Raw genomic sequence first — 18601 nt, 5'->3', positions numbered from 1 at the left:
GTGCGCGGGGCTCATTTGGAGCCGCTCATTAGTTGTCACTCATTAGTTGGTCACGATGTACGTTTCAGCCTGTTCTTTAGAAACTGAATGTCTGCGGATTGATGGATGAGTCGCCTGCCGCTCGAGAAAATCGAGAACGGAGGACGTGTCGAGTGCGGTCTTGATGCGCAGCGCCCGGCCGAAAGCCTTGCGCGTCTGCGCCTTTTCGACGCACTCGATGCGGGGATGCACCCACGCGCCCCGACCGGGCAGAACGGCCGTCTCATCGACGACCACGACTGGATTCCGGGCGACGACCCTCAGAAGAGAGGATCGATCGGCGCGCGCGCGGCAACCGACGCACGTTCTTACGGGTTCCATACTACACCTCCCCCGAATCGATCCCCGTGGTGACGCGGCGTCAGGCCTCGTCCATCACCGAATCGGGCTGGATGTCGATCTTCGCACCGGTGAGCTTCGCGGCGAGGCGGGCGTTCTGCCCCTCCTTGCCGATGGCCAGCGAGAGCTGGTAGTCGGGAACGAGCGCGCGGACGGCCTTCAGCGATTCGTCGATCACGAACGCGCTCGACACTTTCGCCGGTGACAGCGCGTTGGCGACGAACGTGGGCAGATCGGTCGAGAAGTCGACGATGTCGATCTTCTCGTTACCGAGCTCGCTCGTCACGGCACGAACCCGCTGGCCCAGCTCGCCGATGCAGGCGCCCTTGGCATTGATTCCCGGCTCGGTGGCGCGAACGGCGATCTTAGTGCGGTGGCCGGCCTCGCGTGCGAGCGACACGATCTCTACAGCGCCCGATGCGATCTCGGGAACCTCGAGCGCGAACAGCTTGCGCACGAGCGAGGGGTGCGTGCGGGAGACCGTGATCGAAGGACCCTTGGTTCCCTTCGACACGCTCGTCACGTAGACGCGGATACGCGAGCCGTGAGAGTAGTCCTCGCCCGGCACCTGCTCCTCCGGAGGGAGGATGGCCTCGATCGTTCCGAGGTCGACGTGGATCATGCGGGGGTTGGGGCCCTGCTGGATGATTCCGGCGACGATGTCGCCCTCGCGTCCCTTGAACTCTCCCAGAACAGCGTCGTCTGCGATGTCGCGAAGACGCTGGTTGATGACCTGCTTCGCCGCGAAGGCTCCGATACGACCGAAGTCGCTCGGGCTGTCTTCGCTCTCGCCGATCACGGCACCGTCGTCATCGAGTTCGGGCACGTAGATGCTCACGTGTCCGCTCTTGCGGTCGAGGTGCACGCGCGCATTCGGAGCCACGGGCGCCGGCGTGTCTTTCGGTGCGTCGACCGGCAGAACCGGCGTCGTGTGCTTGATGTAGGCGGTCAGGATCGCCTGTTCGATGATCTCTACCAGTTCGTCGAACGGGATCTCCCGCTCGCGCTCCAAGAGCCTGAGCACGCTGAGGTCGATGTCCATAACCCGGCCTCCTTCTTCTGTATTAAATTCGTGGTCCCCCGACGCGGATGGCGTCAGGTCCAACAGATCAATTTACCCGACGAAGCGACTCCGCGGTACCGCGCACGCAAATCAGCGAAGGCGCGGCACCAGTTCCGTGATGGGCACCTCGACACGTTCGCCGGATGCGCGATCCCAGAGCTCGACGACCCCGTCGACGGCGCCACGGCCGACGATCACGATCGTCGGTACACCCAGCAGTTCGGCGTCGCCGAACTTGACGCCGGGCGACACCTTCGGGCGGTCGTCGTAGAGCACCTCGAGCCCGGATGCCTCGATCGCCTCGACGATCGTCTCGGCTGTCTCGTAGACGGCTGCGTCTCGTCCCGTGGCCACGACGTGCACATCGAACGGAGCAACAGCCTTCGGCCAGATGAGACCCTTGTCGTCGTTGTTCAGCTCGGCGATGATCGCGAGGATGCGGGTCACACCGATGCCGTACGACCCCATCGTGACAGTGGCGAGCTTGCCGTTCTCGTCCTGCACCTTCAGTCCGAGGGCCTCCGCGTATTTGCGGCCGAGTTGGAACACGTGGCCGATCTCCATGCCGCGGGCGAGCTCGACGGGGCCGGAGCCATCGGGGGCCTCGTCGCCGGCGAGAACCTGAGCGACCTCGACGACCCCGTCGGAGCCGAAATCACGACCCGCGACCAGGCCGAACACGTGACGTCCATGCTGGTTCGAGCCCGTGATCCAGCCGCTGCCGTCGGAGACACGCGGGTCGAGCAGATAGCGGATGCCGGTCGAACCGGTCGTTCCGAGAACGGGACCTTCCGCCGACCACGGGCCGATGTAGCCCTTGACAAGGCCGGGATTGGCCACGAAATCCTTCTCGATGGCGGCCTCGACCTCGGCCGGCGCGAAGGCGACCTCGGCGCGCTTGAGATCGACCTCTCGATCGCCCGGGAGGCCGATGACGACGAGCTCGCGGGTGCCGTCGAGGTTGCGGAGCGCCAAGACGACGTTCTTCAGCGTGTCGGCCGCGGTCCACGAACGGCCGTCCGGCCGGGGATGGTTGGCGTTGGCCAGGTCGACCAGAGTCTGGATCGTGGGGGTATCGGGGGTGTCGTGCACGTCGGGCGGGGTGAGCCCGTCGTAGGAGCGCGGCACGGGCGGCGTCGTCGTGAAGGCCTCGACGTTCGCCGCGTATCCCCCGGCGCTGCGCACGAAGGTGTCCTCGCCGATCGGAGTCGGGTGGAGGAACTCCTCGCTCTTCGAGCCGCCCATCGCGCCGGCATCCGCCTTGACGATGACGTATTCGAGTCCGAGGCGCGTGAAGATGCGCTCGTACGCCGCGCGCTGCGCTTGGTAGGAGGCCTCGAGACCCTCGTCGGTGACGTCGAACGAGTACGCGTCCTTCATCGTAAATTCGCGGCCTCGCAGCAGACCGGCGCGGGGCCGAGCCTCATCGCGGTACTTGTCCTGGATCTGATAGATCGACAGGGGCAGATCCTTGTAGCTGTTCACCAGGTCTTTGACGAGAAGGGTGAAGACCTCCTCGTGGGTCGGTGCCAGGACGTAGTCGGCCTCGTGGCGATCGCTGAGCCTGAACATCCCGTCGCCGTACTCGGTGTAGCGCCCCGTGACCTCGTAGGGCTCCTTGGGCAGAAGGGCGGGAAAGTGCACCTCGTGTGCGCCCGCAGCCGTCATCTCCTCGCGGATGATGTTCTCGATCCGGGCCTTGACGCGCAGGCCGATCGGCAGCCACGCGAAGATGCCCGGGGCCTGCCGACGGATGTAGCCGCCGCGCACGAGGAGGCGATGGCTCGCCACCTCTGCATCGGAGGGATCTTCGCGGAGGGTACGGAGGAAATAGTTGCTGAGGCGAACTGACACGCTCACCAGTCTATTGATCGAAGCGGTGTCGACCCGACAGTGGGATCAGTTGCCGACGGAGCAGGTGACCTTCGCCGCCGTCTGGCCGGTGAAGGAATCCGGCAGAACGGTGGCACCACCCGCATCCGGAGCCGTCGTCGCGGCGGGGTCTGGAGCGGGAGCGGGAGCCGCGTCTGTAGCCGGCGCATCGCCCGTTCCGTCTGCCGACGTCGCCGAGTCGGCCGTGCCCACCTGGCTGAGGTCGAGGGGGGTGTCGGATGCCAGCGCCGCGTTGAGAATGTCGGAGTCTGCCTCGTTCACGACCACGCGGTTCGGATCGTCGGGATCGCCGCTGACCGGATACCGGAGGAACGCGACCTTATCGAGCTGCACGCCCTGCAGAGCCTTCGCGATCGAGACCATCGAATCGACTTTGCCGAGTTCCGTCGACAGGAACATGTTGCTGAGTGCCGCGTTGGCGAGACCGTAGAGCGTGACCGGGTTGGTGAGGGTGCCGTCCGAGAGTATCTTGCGGACGAGGGCGGAGAGATAGACCTGCTGAGAACTGATTCGCGCGAGGTCGCTGCCGTCGCCGACGCCCTCACGCGTGCGGAGGAACGCAAGCGCGTCTTCACCGGACAGAGTCTGGTTGCCCGCACCCAGATGCAGATTGCTGTAAGGATCGTCGATCGGCTTGGAGATACAGACATCGACGCCCCCGATCACCGACGTCATCGCGGCCACGCCGTCGAAAGAGATGACACCCGCGTAGGGAATCTTCAGACCCGTGATCTGTTCGACGGTCGCGACGACGCAACCGAGGCCACCTCGCTGCCCGCCACGCCCGAGAGCGGTGTTGAGTTGCTGGTACGACGTCGCGCCGTACACCTCGCCCGTGTCGGGATCGGTGCACTTCGCCATGTCGACCATCGTGTCGCGCGGAAAACTGATGACGCTGACGTTCTGATGATCCTGACTGATGTGCAGAAGCATGGTGACGTCGTTACGCGCACCCTCGGTGTCGTCGCCCTCTGTCGAGAGCTGATTGATGCGCGTGTCGCTGCCCACGACGAGAACGTTGACGCCGCCCTCGATAGCCCCTACATCCACGAGCTGCGGCACGTCGACTTCGTTGCTCAGAGCGACGGTGTTCGCCTGCACGGTGGATGCGAGTCCGTTGACGGCGATCGCGACGATCGATACCGAGCTCACGACAGCAACCGCGGCCGTGATCGCAACAACCCGCATGACGGCCCAGAAGCTGGAGCGGTTGCCGAGGCGACCGTGTCGCGGTGCGATGGACGAAGAGGTGCGTAACGAGCTGATGAGAATCGAATTCCTTTGTCTGACCCGGACGGGTTTCGGCAAGGCTCACGAAACTAGCGAGAGAACTTCGGAATTTGCTGTGTTCTCGCGCGGATTCTGCTGAGCGCCGGCATCACCAGGGCTTGTCGACGTAGTCCGGGTCGGTCGGTGTGCGCTCAGACGTCTGCTGGTCGCTGCGATCCTGACCCGCATCACGGAGCTTCTCCTCGAGCTGCTCGACCGTGGCGTCGCTCGGCGAGCCATCCGGCTTGGGCTGATCGTCGCTCGTGTCGCCCTCGTCCTCGGGCGGCTGCTCGGCAAGCGCCTCCTTCTTCTCGGTCACCCGCTTCTCCGAGTCGGACAGGTCGTCGTCCGTGCCCTCTTCTCCGTTCTGCGGAGGCTGTCGACACGACTCGTCGGCCTTGTCGATCACGTCGAGCGCCTCGTCGTAGAACGCGGATGCCTCGTCGCGCTTGTTCGGATCGGCTGCGACCACCGCATCGCCCTGCCGCTCGAGCACGAGCGACAGATTCACCCGCACGGGGCACTGATCTTCGGTGGACGCCAAGCCGAGCGCACGCTCGAACTCGCCCTGCGCATCCGCATCGAGCCCCTGAGCGGCGAGACCATCGCCTACGGCGAAGTGCGCCTTCCACGGGTCGATCACGTTCACGACGGTGAGCCATCGGGCAATCGATGTGGCCGACTCGAAGTCCTCCCTCTCGTACGCGGCGGAGACCTGGCCGGACACGATCGTGAGTCCGATCAGTTTCACCGCGACGACAATCGCGAGCACTGTCGGCGGCAGAGCGATGAGACCGGCTTTGGTACGGCGGCGCATCATTCGTCTCTCCCCTTCCGCCCGGCGGCAGCTCCGAGCTCGCGGAGTCGCCGAACAACGATGATGGCTTCGAAGGCGAGCAGCAGCACGAGGGCACCGGCCGGAATCCAGTAGAGCTCCGTCGTACCAGCCGAGGACTCGTCCGACAGGGAACTGCCCGCGGACGCGTCTACGGTGGCTGCCGGCGGGTCGCCGGGAGCGGTGCGGTGAAGGTATTCGGCTCCCAGCTGGTCTGCGATCGTGCGCAGATTCTGCTCGTCGATCACCGAGCGGGCGGGTGAGCCCGTGTCGTCGGTGACGAATCCGTCGTCCGTCTTGTCGTCGTCGTAGTATCCCGTCTGCACCCGCATCTGGCCGCCTGCCTCTGTGCCGTAGCCGAAGACATAGGCCGCGCTGACGAACGGAGCGGAGTCGGCGAAGCTCCCGACGGGTGCCGCCGCAGTCTGTTCACCGTCGCCGAAGTAGTACACGACGCGCGCGCGATCCGGCTCCGCGTCCTCCGCTCGCTGCAGAGTCGATGCGAGCAGGTCTTTCGCCTCGGTGATGCTGCTTCCGCTCGAGTAGATCGTGATCTCGGGGGCCAGCACGTCAGCAGCATTAGCGACTGCGGTGGCGTCGGAGGTGAGCGGCACTCGCAGCACAGCCGAACTGTCGAACGACATCAGAGCGAACTTCGCCCCGGGATACGCGTCGACCAGGTCGACGATGTCGCTCTTCACGCCGTCGAGTCTCGGATCGGAGCCGTCGAAGTCTTCGGCAACGATGCTCGTCGTCGTGTCCACCACGAAGAACACGTCGACATCGGAGGTCGCCTTCTCACCTGCAGGTCCGGGTATGCCGGGTCGGAGGGCGATGAGCAACAGCGCGACGACCATGGCCGCGCGGATCGACCACGACAACCGACGTGATCGGTTCTCTCGCAACACCAGCTGCCAGACGACGAATGCGGCGAACACGACGAACACGGCGATCAGCGCCGGCAACGGGAGAACGGGAGAGAACCTCACAGCCTGGCCCTCCAAGCGAGAACGAGCAGACTTGCGAGGAGAACGATGGAGAGCGCGACGAAAAGGGTGGGCTGGTCGGAGACGATCAGCTTAGGTTCGTCGTCGACAAGGGCGGCCTCCGTCGCCTCGATGCCGTCGACGATGGTCGGGACGGTGTCGGCGGACTCGAGCACGAAGTACTGGCCACCGGTCGAATCGGCGACGCGTTGGAATTCAGCCGAATCCTCGGAGTCGCCGGGCTTCGTCACGCTCGGGTCGATGCCGTAGACGCGGACATCGCGAGACGTGGCGAATGCGCCGGCCTCATCGAGGGTCATGATGGGCGTTCCATTGATGTCGTTGTCGGTCGCCAGCACGACGGAGCGGGATCTCTTCTCGTCTGTCCTGTCGAAGGTGAGCACGCACGATGCGAGGCCGTCGCCGATGAGCGAGGCGCCCTCCCCCGTGAGAGTTCCGCCGAACGCGTCTCCGAACTCTCCCGTGCCATCGAGACTCGAGCGCACCGCCTCGAGTTGTTCTGCGATGTAGTCGTAGTCGTCAGTGAGCGGGAAGACCTGGGCCGCGGACGAGTTGAAGATGACCAGGGCCAGGCGCTCGCCCTCGAATCCCTCTGAGAGCTCCTTGAATCGTTCGAGCACGTCGATGTCGACATCCGTCATCGAGCCCGAGACGTCGAGACACAGCACCACGTCGCGGGTGAACTTCGCGGGCTTCTCGGTGGAGGTGATGACGGGTCGAGCCGCGAGCAGAGCGGCCGTCGCTATGAAAAGAGACACCACCAGGAGCGCGGCGATGCTGAGACCGCGCATTCTGGCGACCGCCGCGATATAGCCCGGGAGTCTGGTGAGGCGCCCGGTGTGCGCCACCGGCACCCCGGCATCCGACGATCGTCGACGACGCGCCAACCGAGGCACCACGATCACGGCGACGACGACCGGCACGAGGCCGAGCAGGATCCACGCGTTGGCTAGCCCCATGACTCGATCACCTGCCTCGCCTTCGCCACGGCCGACGAGATCTCGTTGCGGTCGGCGGACTCGAACGATGCCGGGTAGTACTCGGCGATCGCCGCGGTCACCGTGGGCAGAGGCGACGACTGCAGCTCGGTGAGCGTCATCACCGGGGCGTCTACCCCGCTGACGGCACGTCCGTACTGACGCACGACCGCGCTGAGGCGGTGATGCGCCGCTCTGGCGGAGAGCCGCCCCTCGGCGAACTCGGCCTCGATCGCGGTGATCCGCGCGTGATACTCGGCACGAAGTCCCGCGAGTCCGCCGAGCGGCAGCTCGGCCGACGCGGACCGCTTGCGTGCGCGCACGAGGATAATGAGCAGGATCGTGGCGATGACGAGCACGATGAGCACGACACCGATCACGAGCCATGCGCTGCCGAAGCCGATCGGAGGGATGAGTTCGGTGTCAGGCACGCGTCCTGGCTTTCAGCAGGTGCAGGAGCGACGGCACGACATCGTCGATCCGCCCGATGCGTCGGTGCGAGACTTTCAGGTCATCGAACGTCGTCTGACGTTCTGCGACGTCCTCCTCGATCGAACGCGTCAGCTCGGCGGTGAGCCGACGGTCCATGCGCAGCGTCTCGGGGATCCGCCATCCATCGTCGACCGCCGTCGCTCCTGCTAGACGCAGAGGATCGATGTCGCCCACCGTCACCCAGACGAGTTCGTGCTGTGCGCGAAGTCGGCGCACCAGCCTCGTCTGATCGGGGCCGAGGGGCGCATCATCGGTGATCACGACGACGATGGCACGCCGGCGCACCGTGCGGGCGACGAGCTGGAGCGTGCGGTCGAGATCGCTCAGAGGAGAGTCCAGGCTGTGCGCCGAGTCGATTGAGCGCAGAACCCGTTCGAGGTGATCCTCGCTCGAGCGGGCCGGGAGCCGGATCGTGCGCTCCGCGTCGCCGGAGAGCAGCGCGACCTCGTCGCCGTGACGCACAGCGAGGTAACCGAGAACTCCGACGACGAAAAGGGCGACCTCGCTCTTGCGTTCGCCATCGGCCGCATGTGCCGCCATATTGCGACCCGTGTCGAGAACGAAGTACACCGTCTGTCTGCGCAGGGCGGTGTAGCGCCTGACCAGAGTCGCCCCGTGACGAGCGGTAGCCTTCCAATCGATATCGCGCACCTCGTCGCCGGCGACGTAGCTGCGCAGATCTTCGAAGTCCATGCTTCGCCCCGTGACGAGCGATCCGTACTCACCGTCGAGCAGGTGGAGCGCCTTGCGATGCGCGTGGATGAACATCCGCGACTTGATCCGCACGAGAAGGCTGTCCATAGCGCTCAGGGCGTATGGACAGACGCGAAGATCGCGTCGATGACGGTCTCGGGCCGCACACCCTCGGCGTCGGCATCGAAGTTCAAGATCACGCGGTGCCGCAGAACGGCGTGCCGGATGGCCTTGACGTCGTCGGGCACGACGTGCGAGCGACCGGACAGGAGGGCGAGAGCGCGTGCGGCCTGCATGAAGGCGATGGTGCCGCGGGGACTAGCTCCGTACTCGACGTAGCCGGCGAGCTCTTCACCGATGTAGTTCAGCGGATTGCGGGTCACATACACAATCGACACGATGTAGTTGCGGATGGCGTCGTCGACGTAGACGCGAGACGCGGCCTTCTGCAGAAAGCGGATGTCGTCGAGCGAGACCGAGCCCTCGTGCTGACTCGACGCCTCGAAGACCCCGGCGTCGAGGCGGCGCAGCACCTCGAGCTCCTCCTCCATCGTCGGATAGTCGATGATCTCCTTCAACAAGAACCGGTCCATCTGCGCCTCGGGCAGCTGATACGTGCCCTCCTGCTCGATGGGGTTCTGCGTCGCCATCACCAGGAACGGCTCCGGCAGTGGGTAGACGGTTCCGCCGATGGTCGTCTGCCGCTCCTGCATGGCCTCGAGCATCGCGCTCTGGGTCTTCGCGCTCGAGCGATTGACCTCGTCGAGCAGAACGAAGTTCGAGTGGACCGGACCCAGCTGAGTCTCGAAAGTGCTGGTCCTGGCGTCATACACCTGGGTGCCCGTGATGTCGCTCGGCAGCAGATCGGGCGTGCACTGGATGCGCGTGAACTGCGCGTGGATGGCTCGGGCGAGCGTCGTCGCCGCTGTCGTCTTGGCAAGGCCGGGGACGCTCTCGAGAAGCACATGGCCCCCGGCGACGAGAGCCACCAGGAGGGCGCGACGCAGGGTCACCTGCCCCACCACCGTCGCCGAGTACGACGACTCGACGGCGTGCACGATCGTGCCCGCCCGTTCCATGTCGTCGGAGGTCAGAGGCTCCAGCCTCATCAGGCCCCGACCGTCACGACAGGGCTGCCGGTCGAGGTGTCGGCGGCCGGCATCTCGGCCGCGAGGCGGTTGGCCTCGGCGATCAGCGTCGCCACGATCTCGGACTCCGGAACGGTCTTGACGACCTCGCCCTTGACGAAGATCTGACCCTTGCCGTTGCCGGAGGCGACGCCCAGGTCGGCGTCGCGGGCCTCGCCCGGACCGTTCACGACGCATCCCATCACGGCGACGCGGAGGGGCACGGTCATGCCCTCGAGGCCGTCTGTCACATCATTCGCGAGCTTGTAGACATCGACCTGAGCACGCCCACAGCTGGGGCACGACACGATCTCGAGCTTGCGCTCGCGCAGGTTGAGCGACTGCAGGATCTGCAGGCCCACCTTGATCTCCTGTGCGGGCGGGGCCGAGAGCGACACTCTAATCGTGTCGCCGATGCCCTCGCCGAGCAGGATGCCGAATGCGGTGGCGCTCTTGATGGTGCCCTGGAATTCGGGGCCGGCCTCGGTGACGCCGAGGTGCAGCGGCCAATCGCCGCGTTCCGCAAGCAGGCGGTAGGCCTTCACCATAACGACGGGGTCGTTGTGCTTGACGGAGATCTTGAACTCGTGGAAGTCGTGCTCCTCGAAGAGGCTTGCCTCCCACACGGCGCTCTCCACGAGCGCCTCGGGTGTCGCCTTGCCGTACTTCTGAAGCAGCGATGGCTCGAGCGAGCCCGCGTTGACGCCGATGCGGATGGAGACGCCTGCGGCCTTGGCCGCTGCGGCGATCTTTCCGACCTGGTCGTCGAATTTGCGGATGTTGCCGGGATTGACCCGTACCGCCGCGCAGCCCGCGTCGATGGCCGCGTACACGTAGTTCGGCTGGAAGTGGATATCGGCGATCACCGGGATCTGGCTCTTCTTCGCGATGATCGGAAGGGCCTCGGCGTCGTCTCGGCTCGGCACGGCGACGCGAACGATGTCGCACCCGCTGGCGGTGAGCTCGGCGATCTGCTGGAGAGTCGCGTTGATGTTCGTGGTGGGCGTCGTCGTCATGGACTGCACGCTCACACGGGCGTCGCCTCCGACGAGAACTTTTCCGACCTTGATCTGACGGGACTTGCGCCGAGGTGCGAGGGTGTCAGGCACTTTCGGCATTCCCAAATTAATAGCAGCCACGTCCTCCAGTGTAGGCGTCGACCGGAGGGGCGCGGCCGGTGCCGCGCTATCCGCCGTTCCAACCCGTTCGAACCAAATGCGTCTCGTAGGCCGTGACCACGAGTTGCACGCGATCCCTGGCACCGAGTTTCTGCATGATCCGTGACACGTGCGTCTTCGCTGTCAGGGGGCTGAGAAACAGCTTCGACGCGATCTCCTCGTTGGTCAGGCCGTGGCCGACGAGGGCCAGCACTTCGCGTTCCCGGTCTGTCAGCACCGACAGCCTGTCTGTGTCGACGACCGCCGATAATCCTCCCGATACGCGTCCGAGAAGCCTCCTGGTAACCCCTGGAGACAGCAGCGCATCGCCCGCGGCGACGACACGCACCGCCCTGATGAGCTCGACCGGCTCGGTGTCTTTCACGAGGAACCCGGACGCCCCGGCGCGAATGGCGTCGATCACATAGTCGTCGAGTTCGAAAGTGGTGACGATCACGATGTGAGTCGCAGCGTTCGCCGGCTCGGCGACGATCCGTTCCGTCGCCCAGATTCCGTCTCCGTCAGGCATCCGGATGTCCATCAGCACGACGTCGGGGTGCAGCCGCCCCACCAGTTCCACGGCCTCTGCGCCGGTCGCGGCCTGGCCGACGACGTCGATGTCGGACTCGCTCGCGAGGAGCGCCGTGAAGCCGGCGCGGATGAGCTGCTGATCGTCGGCGATCACCACTCGGATCATCTCAGGATGCCCCGTTTCTCGTTGGCCGCGTCGAGCGGGGAATCGTGGCGGAGATCTCGAAGCCGTGAGGCTCGAGATTGACCGCCTCGAGGCGCCCGCCCAACAGTTCCGCCCGTTCGCGCATGCCCAGCAGACCCTTGCCCGCGACGGATTCGACATCGACCGGTAGACCCCGGCCGTCATCGCTCACTCTGAGAACGATATCGTCGCCGCTCTCGCGGAGATCGATCCGGGCCTTGCTCGCCGACGCGTGCCGCACGATGTTCGTCAGACTCTCCTGCGCGATGCGGTACAGGGCGAGTTGCACCGCCGCCGACGGGGCCCGATCGACGTGCGAGTCGAGCTCGACGTCGAGGCCGCTCGATCGGGCGTTCTCGACGAGACGGGGAAGGCTCTCGAGGTCCGCCTCGGGAACGAGCGGCGCCTCGGTGGAATCGCCCGCATCGCCGCGAAGGATGCCGAGCACGTCGCGGACCTCGTCGAGGGCCTGCTTGCTCGTGGCCTTGATGCTGGCGAGCGCCTCGCCGGCCTTCTCGGGCTGTGATTCGAGAAGATGAAGTCCGACACCCGCCTGCACATTGATCGACGACAGGGAGTGGGCCAGCACATCGTGCAACTCGCGGGCGATACGCACCCGCTCCTGCTGGGCGGCATCCACCCGTCGTCTGCTCTGCATGCTGCGCAGCTGCGCGAATCGCTCGCGTCGGGTTCTGATCGACGAACCGAAGCCGAGCGCGACGACGATTCCCGCGGTGAGCAGCACTGCTGGCACGGGCTGCCACGTGGCCCCCGCGAGAGCGCTCCAGACGAACGCGGCGATCCAGCCCGCACCGACGGATGCGACGGCCCAGACTCCCGCGCCCCGCACGACAGCAAGGCAGGCGGCGAAGAGCACCGACGCGTACGCCGCGAAGATCGACGGGTCGACGACGACGTCGGCGACGGAGACAGCGGTGACGACCACGACGACGGGCCCGGGAAACCGCCGTGCCGCGATCAGGATGGCCGGGCCGAGGACGGCGAACAGATACGCCAGGCCTACCGTCTCGGGCGAGACGGAGGCGCCCGCGAGTTGGGCCGTGACAGCGGCCACCTGTACGACGAGCGAGATGATCACCGGCAGCCAGAGTCGCGCCTGCGGCGGAACGAACGGGCCCCGAGGACCGATTCCGTAGGCGCCCCGCCATCCGGATCTAGGCCCATGACGATGCTCACGCCCGCCGACCCGGCCACCGCTCTCGGGGTGCTCTATCGGAGCGCCCCAACCCTCGCGGCGCCGGTCGTCATGGTGCCCGTGCTCCAGCGACCGTCTCATGGTCTCGTTGCTAGCGAGCGACGCGTCCGGTGCGCGTCGGCCCGCGGCCGCATCATCGCTTACTCCGAGGGGAGTACGCCGGCCTCGACCGGTCAGCCGAAGAGGTTGATCGGTTTGACGATGTCGGCGTATGTCAGCAACACGCTCATCGCACCGAGGACGATGACCACGGCGAAGGTCAGGGGCATGAGCTTGGCGGTGTCGACCGGTCCGGGATCGCGCCTCTTGAAGAGCTTCGCGAAGAATCGACGGATGCCCTCCCACAGAGCGCCGGCGATGTGTCCGCCGTCGAGCGGCATGAGCGGCACGAGGTTGATGACGCCGAGCGCGATGTTGAGCGAACCGATCAGGCCGAGGAGGGTCGCGACCTTCGACTGCACGGTGAACTCGTCCATGCTCGCGATCTCACCGGCGGCACGACCGACGCCGACGACGCTGATGGGGCCGTTCCGGTCACGCTGGCCGGGCCCGAACGCGGCGTTGGCCACGTCGACCATGCGTTGTGGAAGGTTCACGATGATGTGCACGACACCGGCGATGTTCTCACCGACGAAGGGAAGCACGGCACCGGCGTTCTGCGGAACGAGTTCCTGTTTCGGGCCGATTCCGACGAAGCCGACCTCCTGGGTGACGGGCTGTCCCGAGTCGTCGAGCACCTTGTTGCCCGCGGCATCCTGCTCGTAGCGCTCCGCGAGAAGCGGCACCACGGTGAGCGTCTTCGTCTGACCGTCTCGCTGCACCTCGACGCTCAGTGTCTTGTTCGGAGACTTCTGGATGATCGCCGTCGACTCGTCCCAATTGGAGACCTGCTTGCCGTCGATGGCTGTGATGATGTCGCCCTCTTCGAAACCGGCGGTGACTCCCGGCCCCGGCTTGTCGGTGGCCTCACAGGTCTGTCGCTCGCTCGTCGCAGGCAGAACGCACTGGCTGATCGAGCCGATCGAGGTCTTCGCCACGCCGAAACCGCAGAGGACGATCGCGAACACCACGATGGCGATGACGAAGTTCATCGCCGGTCCGCTGGCCATGATGATGATGCGCTTCCAGACCGGCAGACGGTAGAACGCCCGATCGTCGTCATCACCGATCGTCTCGGCGCTCACCTCACGTGCGTCCTGCACGAGCGTGTTGAAGAACCCCGTGCTCGCTGTCCGCACGGCGCCGCCCGACTTCGCGGGCGGGAACATGCCGATCATCGAGATGTAGCCGCCCAGGGGAATCGCCTTGAGGCCGTACTCCGTCTCTCCGCGACGTCGCGACCACAGCGTCGGACCGAATCCGATCATGTACTGCGTGACCTTCACCCCGAAGAGCTTCGCCGGAACGAGGTGGCCTACCTCGTGGAGGCCGATCGAGACGATGAGGCCGACGAGAACGACGAGCACGCCGAGAATGAACTGAAGGACCGTTTCCACGTGCACACGTTACAGCGCTCCCCCAGGTCGCCGCTGTCCGTTCGCTGGACGAACGCCGCACGGCGGCCGTCAGTCGCCTCCGCGGATCAGCCCGCGATGAGCGTGTCGGCGGTGCGGCGTGCCCACAGCTCCGCGTCGGCCAAGGAGTCGAGTGAGATCTCGGCCGGCGCCTCGTGCTGCTCCACCACCCGGCGGATCGTGTCGACGATGTCGAGGAATCCGATCGTTCCCGCGTGGAACGCGGCGACCGCCTGCTCGTTCGCCGCGTTGAAGACGGCCGGGTAGCTGCCGCCCGCGCGGCCGACCTCCTTGGCGAGCTCCACCGCGGGAAACGCCTCGGAATCGAGCGGCTCGAACGTCCAGGTCTGCGACGAGGTCCAGTCGAGCGGGCGGCCGACTCCGCGCACCCGGTTCGGCCAGTCGAGTCCGAGAGAGATGGGCAGCTTCATGTCGGGCGGCGAAGCCTGAGCGATGGTGGAGCCGTCGATGAATTCCACCATCGAGTGGATGATCGACTGCGGGTGCACGGTCACGTCGATGCGTCCGTAGGCCACGTCGAACAGCAGATGCGCCTCGATGACCTCGAGGCCCTTGTTCACGAGGGTCGCCGAGTTCGTCGTGATGACGAGCCCCATGTCCCAGGTCGGATGCGCGAGCGCCTCGCGCGGCGTGACATCGGCGAGCGACTCGCGGCTGCGACCCCTGAAGGGCCCGCCCGAGGCCGTCAGTACCAGACGCTCAACCTCCTCCGGCGCACCCGAGCGGAGGGCCTGAGCGATCGCGGAGTGCTCGGAATCGACGGGGACGATCTGGCCCGGACGCGCCAGGGCTTTGAGCAGGTCGCCGCCCACGATGAGGCTTTCTTTATTGGCGAGGGCGAGAACTCGCCCCGCCTTCAACGCGGCGACGCTGGGCCCGAGTCCTACGGAGCCCGTGATTCCGTTGAGCACGACGTCGGCATCGACGTCTCGCACGAGGTGCGACGCCTCGTCGGCACCGAGCGCCGTGTCGGCGACTCCGAACTCAAGGGCCTGCTCGTCGAGCAGATCGCGATTGCGCCCGGCGCCCAGACCGACCACCTCGAACCTCTCGGGATTCGAGCGAACGACATCGAGCGCCTGCACGCCGATCGAGCCGGTTGAACCAAGGATGACTACGCGTTTCACATCGCTATCCTTGCACCTGCCGCTGGGTCAGCCCCGGCGGCAGGCGCTCCGACGGTCAGCCGGCCAGGATGTCGATGACGAAGACGAGGGTGTCGGTTCCAGAGATGCCTGCCTGCGGCTGGCCCTTGTCTCCGTATCCCTGCGCGGGCGGAATCGAGACGATGACCTGCGATCCCACGGTCTGGCCTGTGATGGCTGCTTCGAAGCCCTGCACCGTGCTGCCCGGCTGCACGGCGAACGGCTGCTTGCCCCAGCTCTGGTCGAACACCGCCTTGGTTCCCCAGATGCTGCCCTGGTACTGAACGACCGACGGCTGTCCGGATTCGATGACCTTGCCGGCGCCCTTCTTCAGGACGGTGACGGTGAGATCGGCGGGCGGAGCCGAGTCGGGGATGGTGACGGTCGGGGTGCCGTCTTCGGCGTCGACGACGGTGGGAACACCGTCGACGGCGGGCTGAGCCTCGCCATTCGCCTTGAGCTGCGAGGGGTCGTTCGCCGGAAGCACCTGGCCGAGGTCGACGACGAAGACGAGGGGGTCGGTCGCGGTGATTCCGAGCGCCGAGTTGCCCTTGTCGCCGAAGCCTTCGGAGGCGGGAGCGGCGACGGCGATGCGCGAGCCTCCATTGAGGCACTCGACACCCTTGACCAGGCCGGGCAGGAACTGGGTGGCGTCGACGACCATGCTCAGCGAGGCGGAACCCTGGTCGTAGGTCGAGAAGACCTTGTCGCCGGACGTTCCGTTGAACATCGTGAAGTTCAGAATGCCGAAGTCGCCGACGTTCGCCTTCGGGCCGTCTCCCTCCGAGAGCACCGTCCGCTGGGTCGCATCGATGTCGACGGGCGAGTCGAATGTCGCGGACGCCACCGAACCGGCGTCACCGGTCACCTTCACCGAGTCCGAGGCCGAACCGCTCGGGGTGTCGGTGCACGATCCGGCCGCGGCCTGGGGCGCCGCCGTTGCGCCCGCCGTCGACGTCGGGCTGGGAGCGGGAGAACCCGCGCAGCCCGCGAGGGTCAGGGCGAGCGCCGCCGAGGCGGCGAAGATGACGGGAAGTTTGCGCACGGAATGGCCTCACAGAATGACGGGAGATGACGTGGACGCGCAACGTGGAGCGCGCGAAGACGGTGGATGATTCCCAACCAGTCTGGACTACGTTCGCCGCACCTTCCTGTTCAGGGGCTGGGAGGGAGAACGCTCGGCGGGGCGGGGCCGCGCTCGTAGATCAGTTCCACCCCGTCTTCATCGTCGATCTGCTCCCCCACCAGCACGAAGCCGAGGCCGCGCACGACGGCGAGAGACGCGGCGTTGTCGGGGCTGACGCTCGCCCGCACGACGGAGGCGCCCAGGGTGGCGGCTTCGCTCAACAGCAAGGACACGGTTGCGGTGGCGTAGCCCCGCCTCCGGTGCTCCTCGAGAACCGTGTATCCGACCTCGATCATGCCGCGGGAATCCGGGGGCGCATGGAATCCGGCGTGTCCCACGACGACATGCGTCTCGGCGTCGACGATCGCGCGCACGACCACGGCCTCCGCCTCGGGGTCTGCGGCGATCTTCGCTCGGAAGACGGGCCACAGCCACGACTCGCTCGTGACGAAAGCCCGCGGCAGGTCGAGCTGTGAGCGACGCGATGCCTCGGCGAGATCGCCCCGCTGCAGCAGCTCGAAGACCTCGTCGCCCAGAAATATCAGCCCGACGGTCGGCAGCGTCACGGTCTGGCCGCCTTCTCTGGTGCGTCGGTCTTCCGAGGGTTGACGATGCCGATGCCCGAGATGACACCGCCGACGATCAGCAGCACACCCGTGACGATCGCCGCGCGGTGGAATCCGTCGACATCGAGACTCGAACCCACGATGAGCCCGGCGGCCGCGACGGAGATGAGACCCGCGACCCGCGACACGGCGTTGTTGACAGCCGAGGCGATACCGGCTCGTGACTGCTCGATCGACCCGAGGATGGCCGAGGTCAGGGGCGCGACGGTGATCGTCATACCCAGACCGAAGACGACGATGCCGGGAAACACCTCCAGCCAGTAGTCGGCCGAGTCGGTGACGCGCAGTAGCAAGAGGAATCCGATACCCGCCACGATCGGCCCGACGAACATGAACAGTCGGGAACCGAAGGTGCCCGCCAATCGACCGATCTGCGTCGACAGGGCGATGCTGATGATCGTCGTCGGCAGTGTGCTCAACCCGGCCAGGGTGGCGGAATAGCCGGCGACCTGTTGGAGGAAGACGGCGAGCAGGAAGGTGCCGAGCGACAGAGCGCCGTAGACGAAGAACGTCGACACGTTGCCCACCGAGAAGTTGCGCACTCGAAAGAGCGACAGCGGCATCATCGGCTGCGCGGTTCGACGCTCGTGCAGGATGAAGAGCACGAACGACACGGCTCCGACGATCGCGGGGACGAGGATCACGGGACTCGTCCATCCGAAATTGGACTGCTCGATGAGCGCGAACACGGGCAGACCGAGCCCCACGATGCCGAGCATCGCCCCGGTGACGTCGACCCGCGATCCCGCAGCGGCAGGCTTGTCATGCGGAAGCCGGGCCAGAAGCACGAGCGTCACGGCGATCGGAACCACGTTGATGGCGAAGACGAGCCGCCACGAGACCAGGTCGACGAGGAGCCCACCGATGAGAGGTCCGGCCAGGAAGGCCGTGCTGGTCCACGCGGTCCACGATCCGATCGCCTTCGCCTGCGCGGGGCCGGAGAACGTCGAGAGGATCAGAGCGAGCGAACTCGGGACCAGCAGCGCCCCGGCGACGCCCTGAAGCGCTCGGGCTCCGATGAGAACACCCGCTGTCGGCGCGATCGCACAGATCAACGACGAGACGCCGAAGCCGAGCAGTCCCCAGAACAACACCTTCTTGCGCCCGAAGACATCGGAGAGGGAACCGGCGAGAAGAATGATCGAGCCGAGGGTGATGAGGTACGCGTCCATGACCCACTGCTGCGTGACGAGGCCGCCGCCCAGTTCACGGGTGATGGCGGGCAGGGCGACGGTGATCACGGTACCGTCGAGGAACGCGACGAAGGCGGAGAGCACGGCGACGATCAGAACCAGTCGCTGCAGAACGGGGGTGGGCGGTGTGGACACAGTCCTAGCTAACTGCACC

Annotated in this window: 18 protein-coding genes; all 18 read right to left on the bottom strand. The window is 66.1% G+C overall.

From position 1 onward, the window contains the following. Positions 1-42: 42 nt before the first annotated feature. The gene (locus tag ASE64_RS12305; RefSeq protein WP_055780870.1) at positions 43-360 is read right to left on the bottom strand and encodes a YlxR family protein; all 318 of its coding nucleotides are present in this window, start codon (positions 358-360) and stop codon (positions 43-45) included. Positions 361-400: 40 nt separating this feature from the next. Continuing rightward, entirely contained in the window at positions 401-1420 is a 1020-nt protein-coding gene (nusA, locus tag ASE64_RS12300; protein ID WP_055780868.1) for a transcription termination factor NusA, read from the bottom strand. Positions 1421-1531: 111 nt separating this feature from the next. Beyond that, entirely contained in the window at positions 1532-3295 is a 1764-nt protein-coding gene (locus tag ASE64_RS12295; RefSeq protein WP_055781987.1) for a proline--tRNA ligase, read from the bottom strand. A gap of 45 nt (positions 3296-3340) precedes the next feature. Beyond that, positions 3341-4522 carry an LCP family protein gene (locus ASE64_RS12290; protein WP_055780865.1) on the bottom strand — a complete coding sequence of 394 codons (1182 nt, stop codon included), beginning with the start codon at positions 4520-4522 and terminating at the stop codon, positions 3341-3343. 190 nt (positions 4523-4712) lie between these two features. Further along, entirely contained in the window at positions 4713-5423 is a 711-nt protein-coding gene (locus tag ASE64_RS12280) for a hypothetical protein (protein WP_156351867.1), read from the bottom strand. Beyond that, positions 5420-6427, bottom strand: a complete 1008-nt coding sequence (locus ASE64_RS12275; RefSeq protein WP_055780856.1) for a vWA domain-containing protein — start codon at positions 6425-6427, stop codon at positions 5420-5422. Before ASE64_RS12275 ends, ASE64_RS12280 begins: the two co-directional genes overlap by 4 nt. Further along, positions 6424-7404, bottom strand: a complete 981-nt coding sequence (locus ASE64_RS12270; RefSeq protein WP_055780853.1) for a vWA domain-containing protein — start codon at positions 7402-7404, stop codon at positions 6424-6426. Before ASE64_RS12270 ends, ASE64_RS12275 begins: the two co-directional genes overlap by 4 nt. Next, positions 7395-7853: a hypothetical protein gene (locus ASE64_RS17605; RefSeq protein WP_055780850.1), complete on the bottom strand. Its 459-nt coding sequence runs from the start codon at positions 7851-7853 to the stop codon at positions 7395-7397. The genes ASE64_RS12270 and ASE64_RS17605 overlap by 10 nt, the downstream gene beginning before the upstream one ends. Further along, positions 7846-8715: a DUF58 domain-containing protein gene (locus tag ASE64_RS12260; RefSeq protein WP_055780847.1), complete on the bottom strand. Its 870-nt coding sequence runs from the start codon at positions 8713-8715 to the stop codon at positions 7846-7848. The genes ASE64_RS17605 and ASE64_RS12260 overlap by 8 nt, the downstream gene beginning before the upstream one ends. Positions 8716-8720: 5 nt before the next feature. Beyond that, a complete protein-coding gene (locus ASE64_RS12255; protein WP_055780843.1) occupies positions 8721-9716 on the bottom strand; it encodes an AAA family ATPase in 996 nt (331 codons plus the stop codon). Next, on the bottom strand, positions 9716-10873 hold the full coding sequence (gene ispG, locus ASE64_RS12250) for a flavodoxin-dependent (E)-4-hydroxy-3-methylbut-2-enyl-diphosphate synthase (RefSeq protein WP_181035766.1): 1158 nt from the start codon (positions 10871-10873) through the stop codon (positions 9716-9718). The genes ASE64_RS12255 and ispG overlap by 1 nt, the downstream gene beginning before the upstream one ends. A 46-nt stretch (positions 10874-10919) precedes the next feature. Further along, the gene (locus ASE64_RS12245) at positions 10920-11588 is read right to left on the bottom strand and encodes a response regulator transcription factor (protein ID WP_055780837.1); all 669 of its coding nucleotides are present in this window, start codon (positions 11586-11588) and stop codon (positions 10920-10922) included. Between the two features lies 1 nt (position 11589). Further along, positions 11590-12903 carry a sensor histidine kinase gene (locus tag ASE64_RS12240; RefSeq protein WP_156351864.1) on the bottom strand — a complete coding sequence of 438 codons (1314 nt, stop codon included), beginning with the start codon at positions 12901-12903 and terminating at the stop codon, positions 11590-11592. Positions 12904-12995: 92 nt separating this feature from the next. Next, positions 12996-14318: a M50 family metallopeptidase gene (locus tag ASE64_RS12235; RefSeq protein ID WP_055780833.1), complete on the bottom strand. Its 1323-nt coding sequence runs from the start codon at positions 14316-14318 to the stop codon at positions 12996-12998. 86 nt (positions 14319-14404) lie between these two features. Continuing rightward, the gene (gene dxr / locus ASE64_RS12230; protein WP_055780831.1) at positions 14405-15484 is read right to left on the bottom strand and encodes a 1-deoxy-D-xylulose-5-phosphate reductoisomerase; all 1080 of its coding nucleotides are present in this window, start codon (positions 15482-15484) and stop codon (positions 14405-14407) included. A gap of 55 nt (positions 15485-15539) precedes the next feature. Further along, a complete protein-coding gene (locus ASE64_RS12225; RefSeq protein ID WP_055780828.1) occupies positions 15540-16547 on the bottom strand; it encodes an FKBP-type peptidyl-prolyl cis-trans isomerase in 1008 nt (335 codons plus the stop codon). Positions 16548-16657: 110 nt separating this feature from the next. Next, complete coding sequence (locus tag ASE64_RS12220) at positions 16658-17194, bottom strand: GNAT family N-acetyltransferase (RefSeq protein WP_200920221.1); 537 nt, start codon at positions 17192-17194, stop codon at positions 16658-16660. Next, positions 17191-18582: a DHA2 family efflux MFS transporter permease subunit gene (locus ASE64_RS12215; protein ID WP_055780825.1), complete on the bottom strand. Its 1392-nt coding sequence runs from the start codon at positions 18580-18582 to the stop codon at positions 17191-17193. Before ASE64_RS12215 ends, ASE64_RS12220 begins: the two co-directional genes overlap by 4 nt. Positions 18583-18601: the final 19 nt, after the last annotated feature.

The organism is Agreia sp. Leaf210, assembly GCF_001421485.1.
Lineage (GTDB): Bacteria > Actinomycetota > Actinomycetes > Actinomycetales > Microbacteriaceae > Agreia.
Note: the sequence above shows the minus strand (reverse complement) of the source record. Positions and strands in the feature narration are given on the sequence as shown.

Bases quoted from the DNA above. Each gene is read 5' to 3' on its own strand.
- ASE64_RS12305 (WP_055780870.1), bottom strand. From the start codon at position 360: ATGGAACCCGTAAGAACGTGCGTCGGTTGCCGCGCGCGCGCCGATCGA.
- nusA (WP_055780868.1), bottom strand. From the start codon at position 1,420: ATGGACATCGACCTCAGCGTGCTCAGGCTCTTGGAGCGCGAGCGGGAG.
- ASE64_RS12290 (WP_055780865.1), bottom strand. From the start codon at position 4,522: ATGCGGGTTGTTGCGATCACGGCCGCGGTTGCTGTCGTGAGCTCGGTA.
- ASE64_RS12280 (WP_156351867.1), bottom strand. From the start codon at position 5,423: ATGATGCGCCGCCGTACCAAAGCCGGTCTCATCGCTCTGCCGCCGACA.
- ASE64_RS12270 (WP_055780853.1), bottom strand. From the start codon at position 7,404: ATGGGGCTAGCCAACGCGTGGATCCTGCTCGGCCTCGTGCCGGTCGTC.
- ASE64_RS12260 (WP_055780847.1), bottom strand. From the start codon at position 8,715: ATGGACAGCCTTCTCGTGCGGATCAAGTCGCGGATGTTCATCCACGCG.
- ASE64_RS12255 (WP_055780843.1), bottom strand. From the start codon at position 9,716: ATGAGGCTGGAGCCTCTGACCTCCGACGACATGGAACGGGCGGGCACG.
- ASE64_RS12245 (WP_055780837.1), bottom strand. From the start codon at position 11,588: ATGATCCGAGTGGTGATCGCCGACGATCAGCAGCTCATCCGCGCCGGC.
- ASE64_RS12240 (WP_156351864.1), bottom strand. From the start codon at position 12,903: ATGAGACGGTCGCTGGAGCACGGGCACCATGACGACCGGCGCCGCGAG.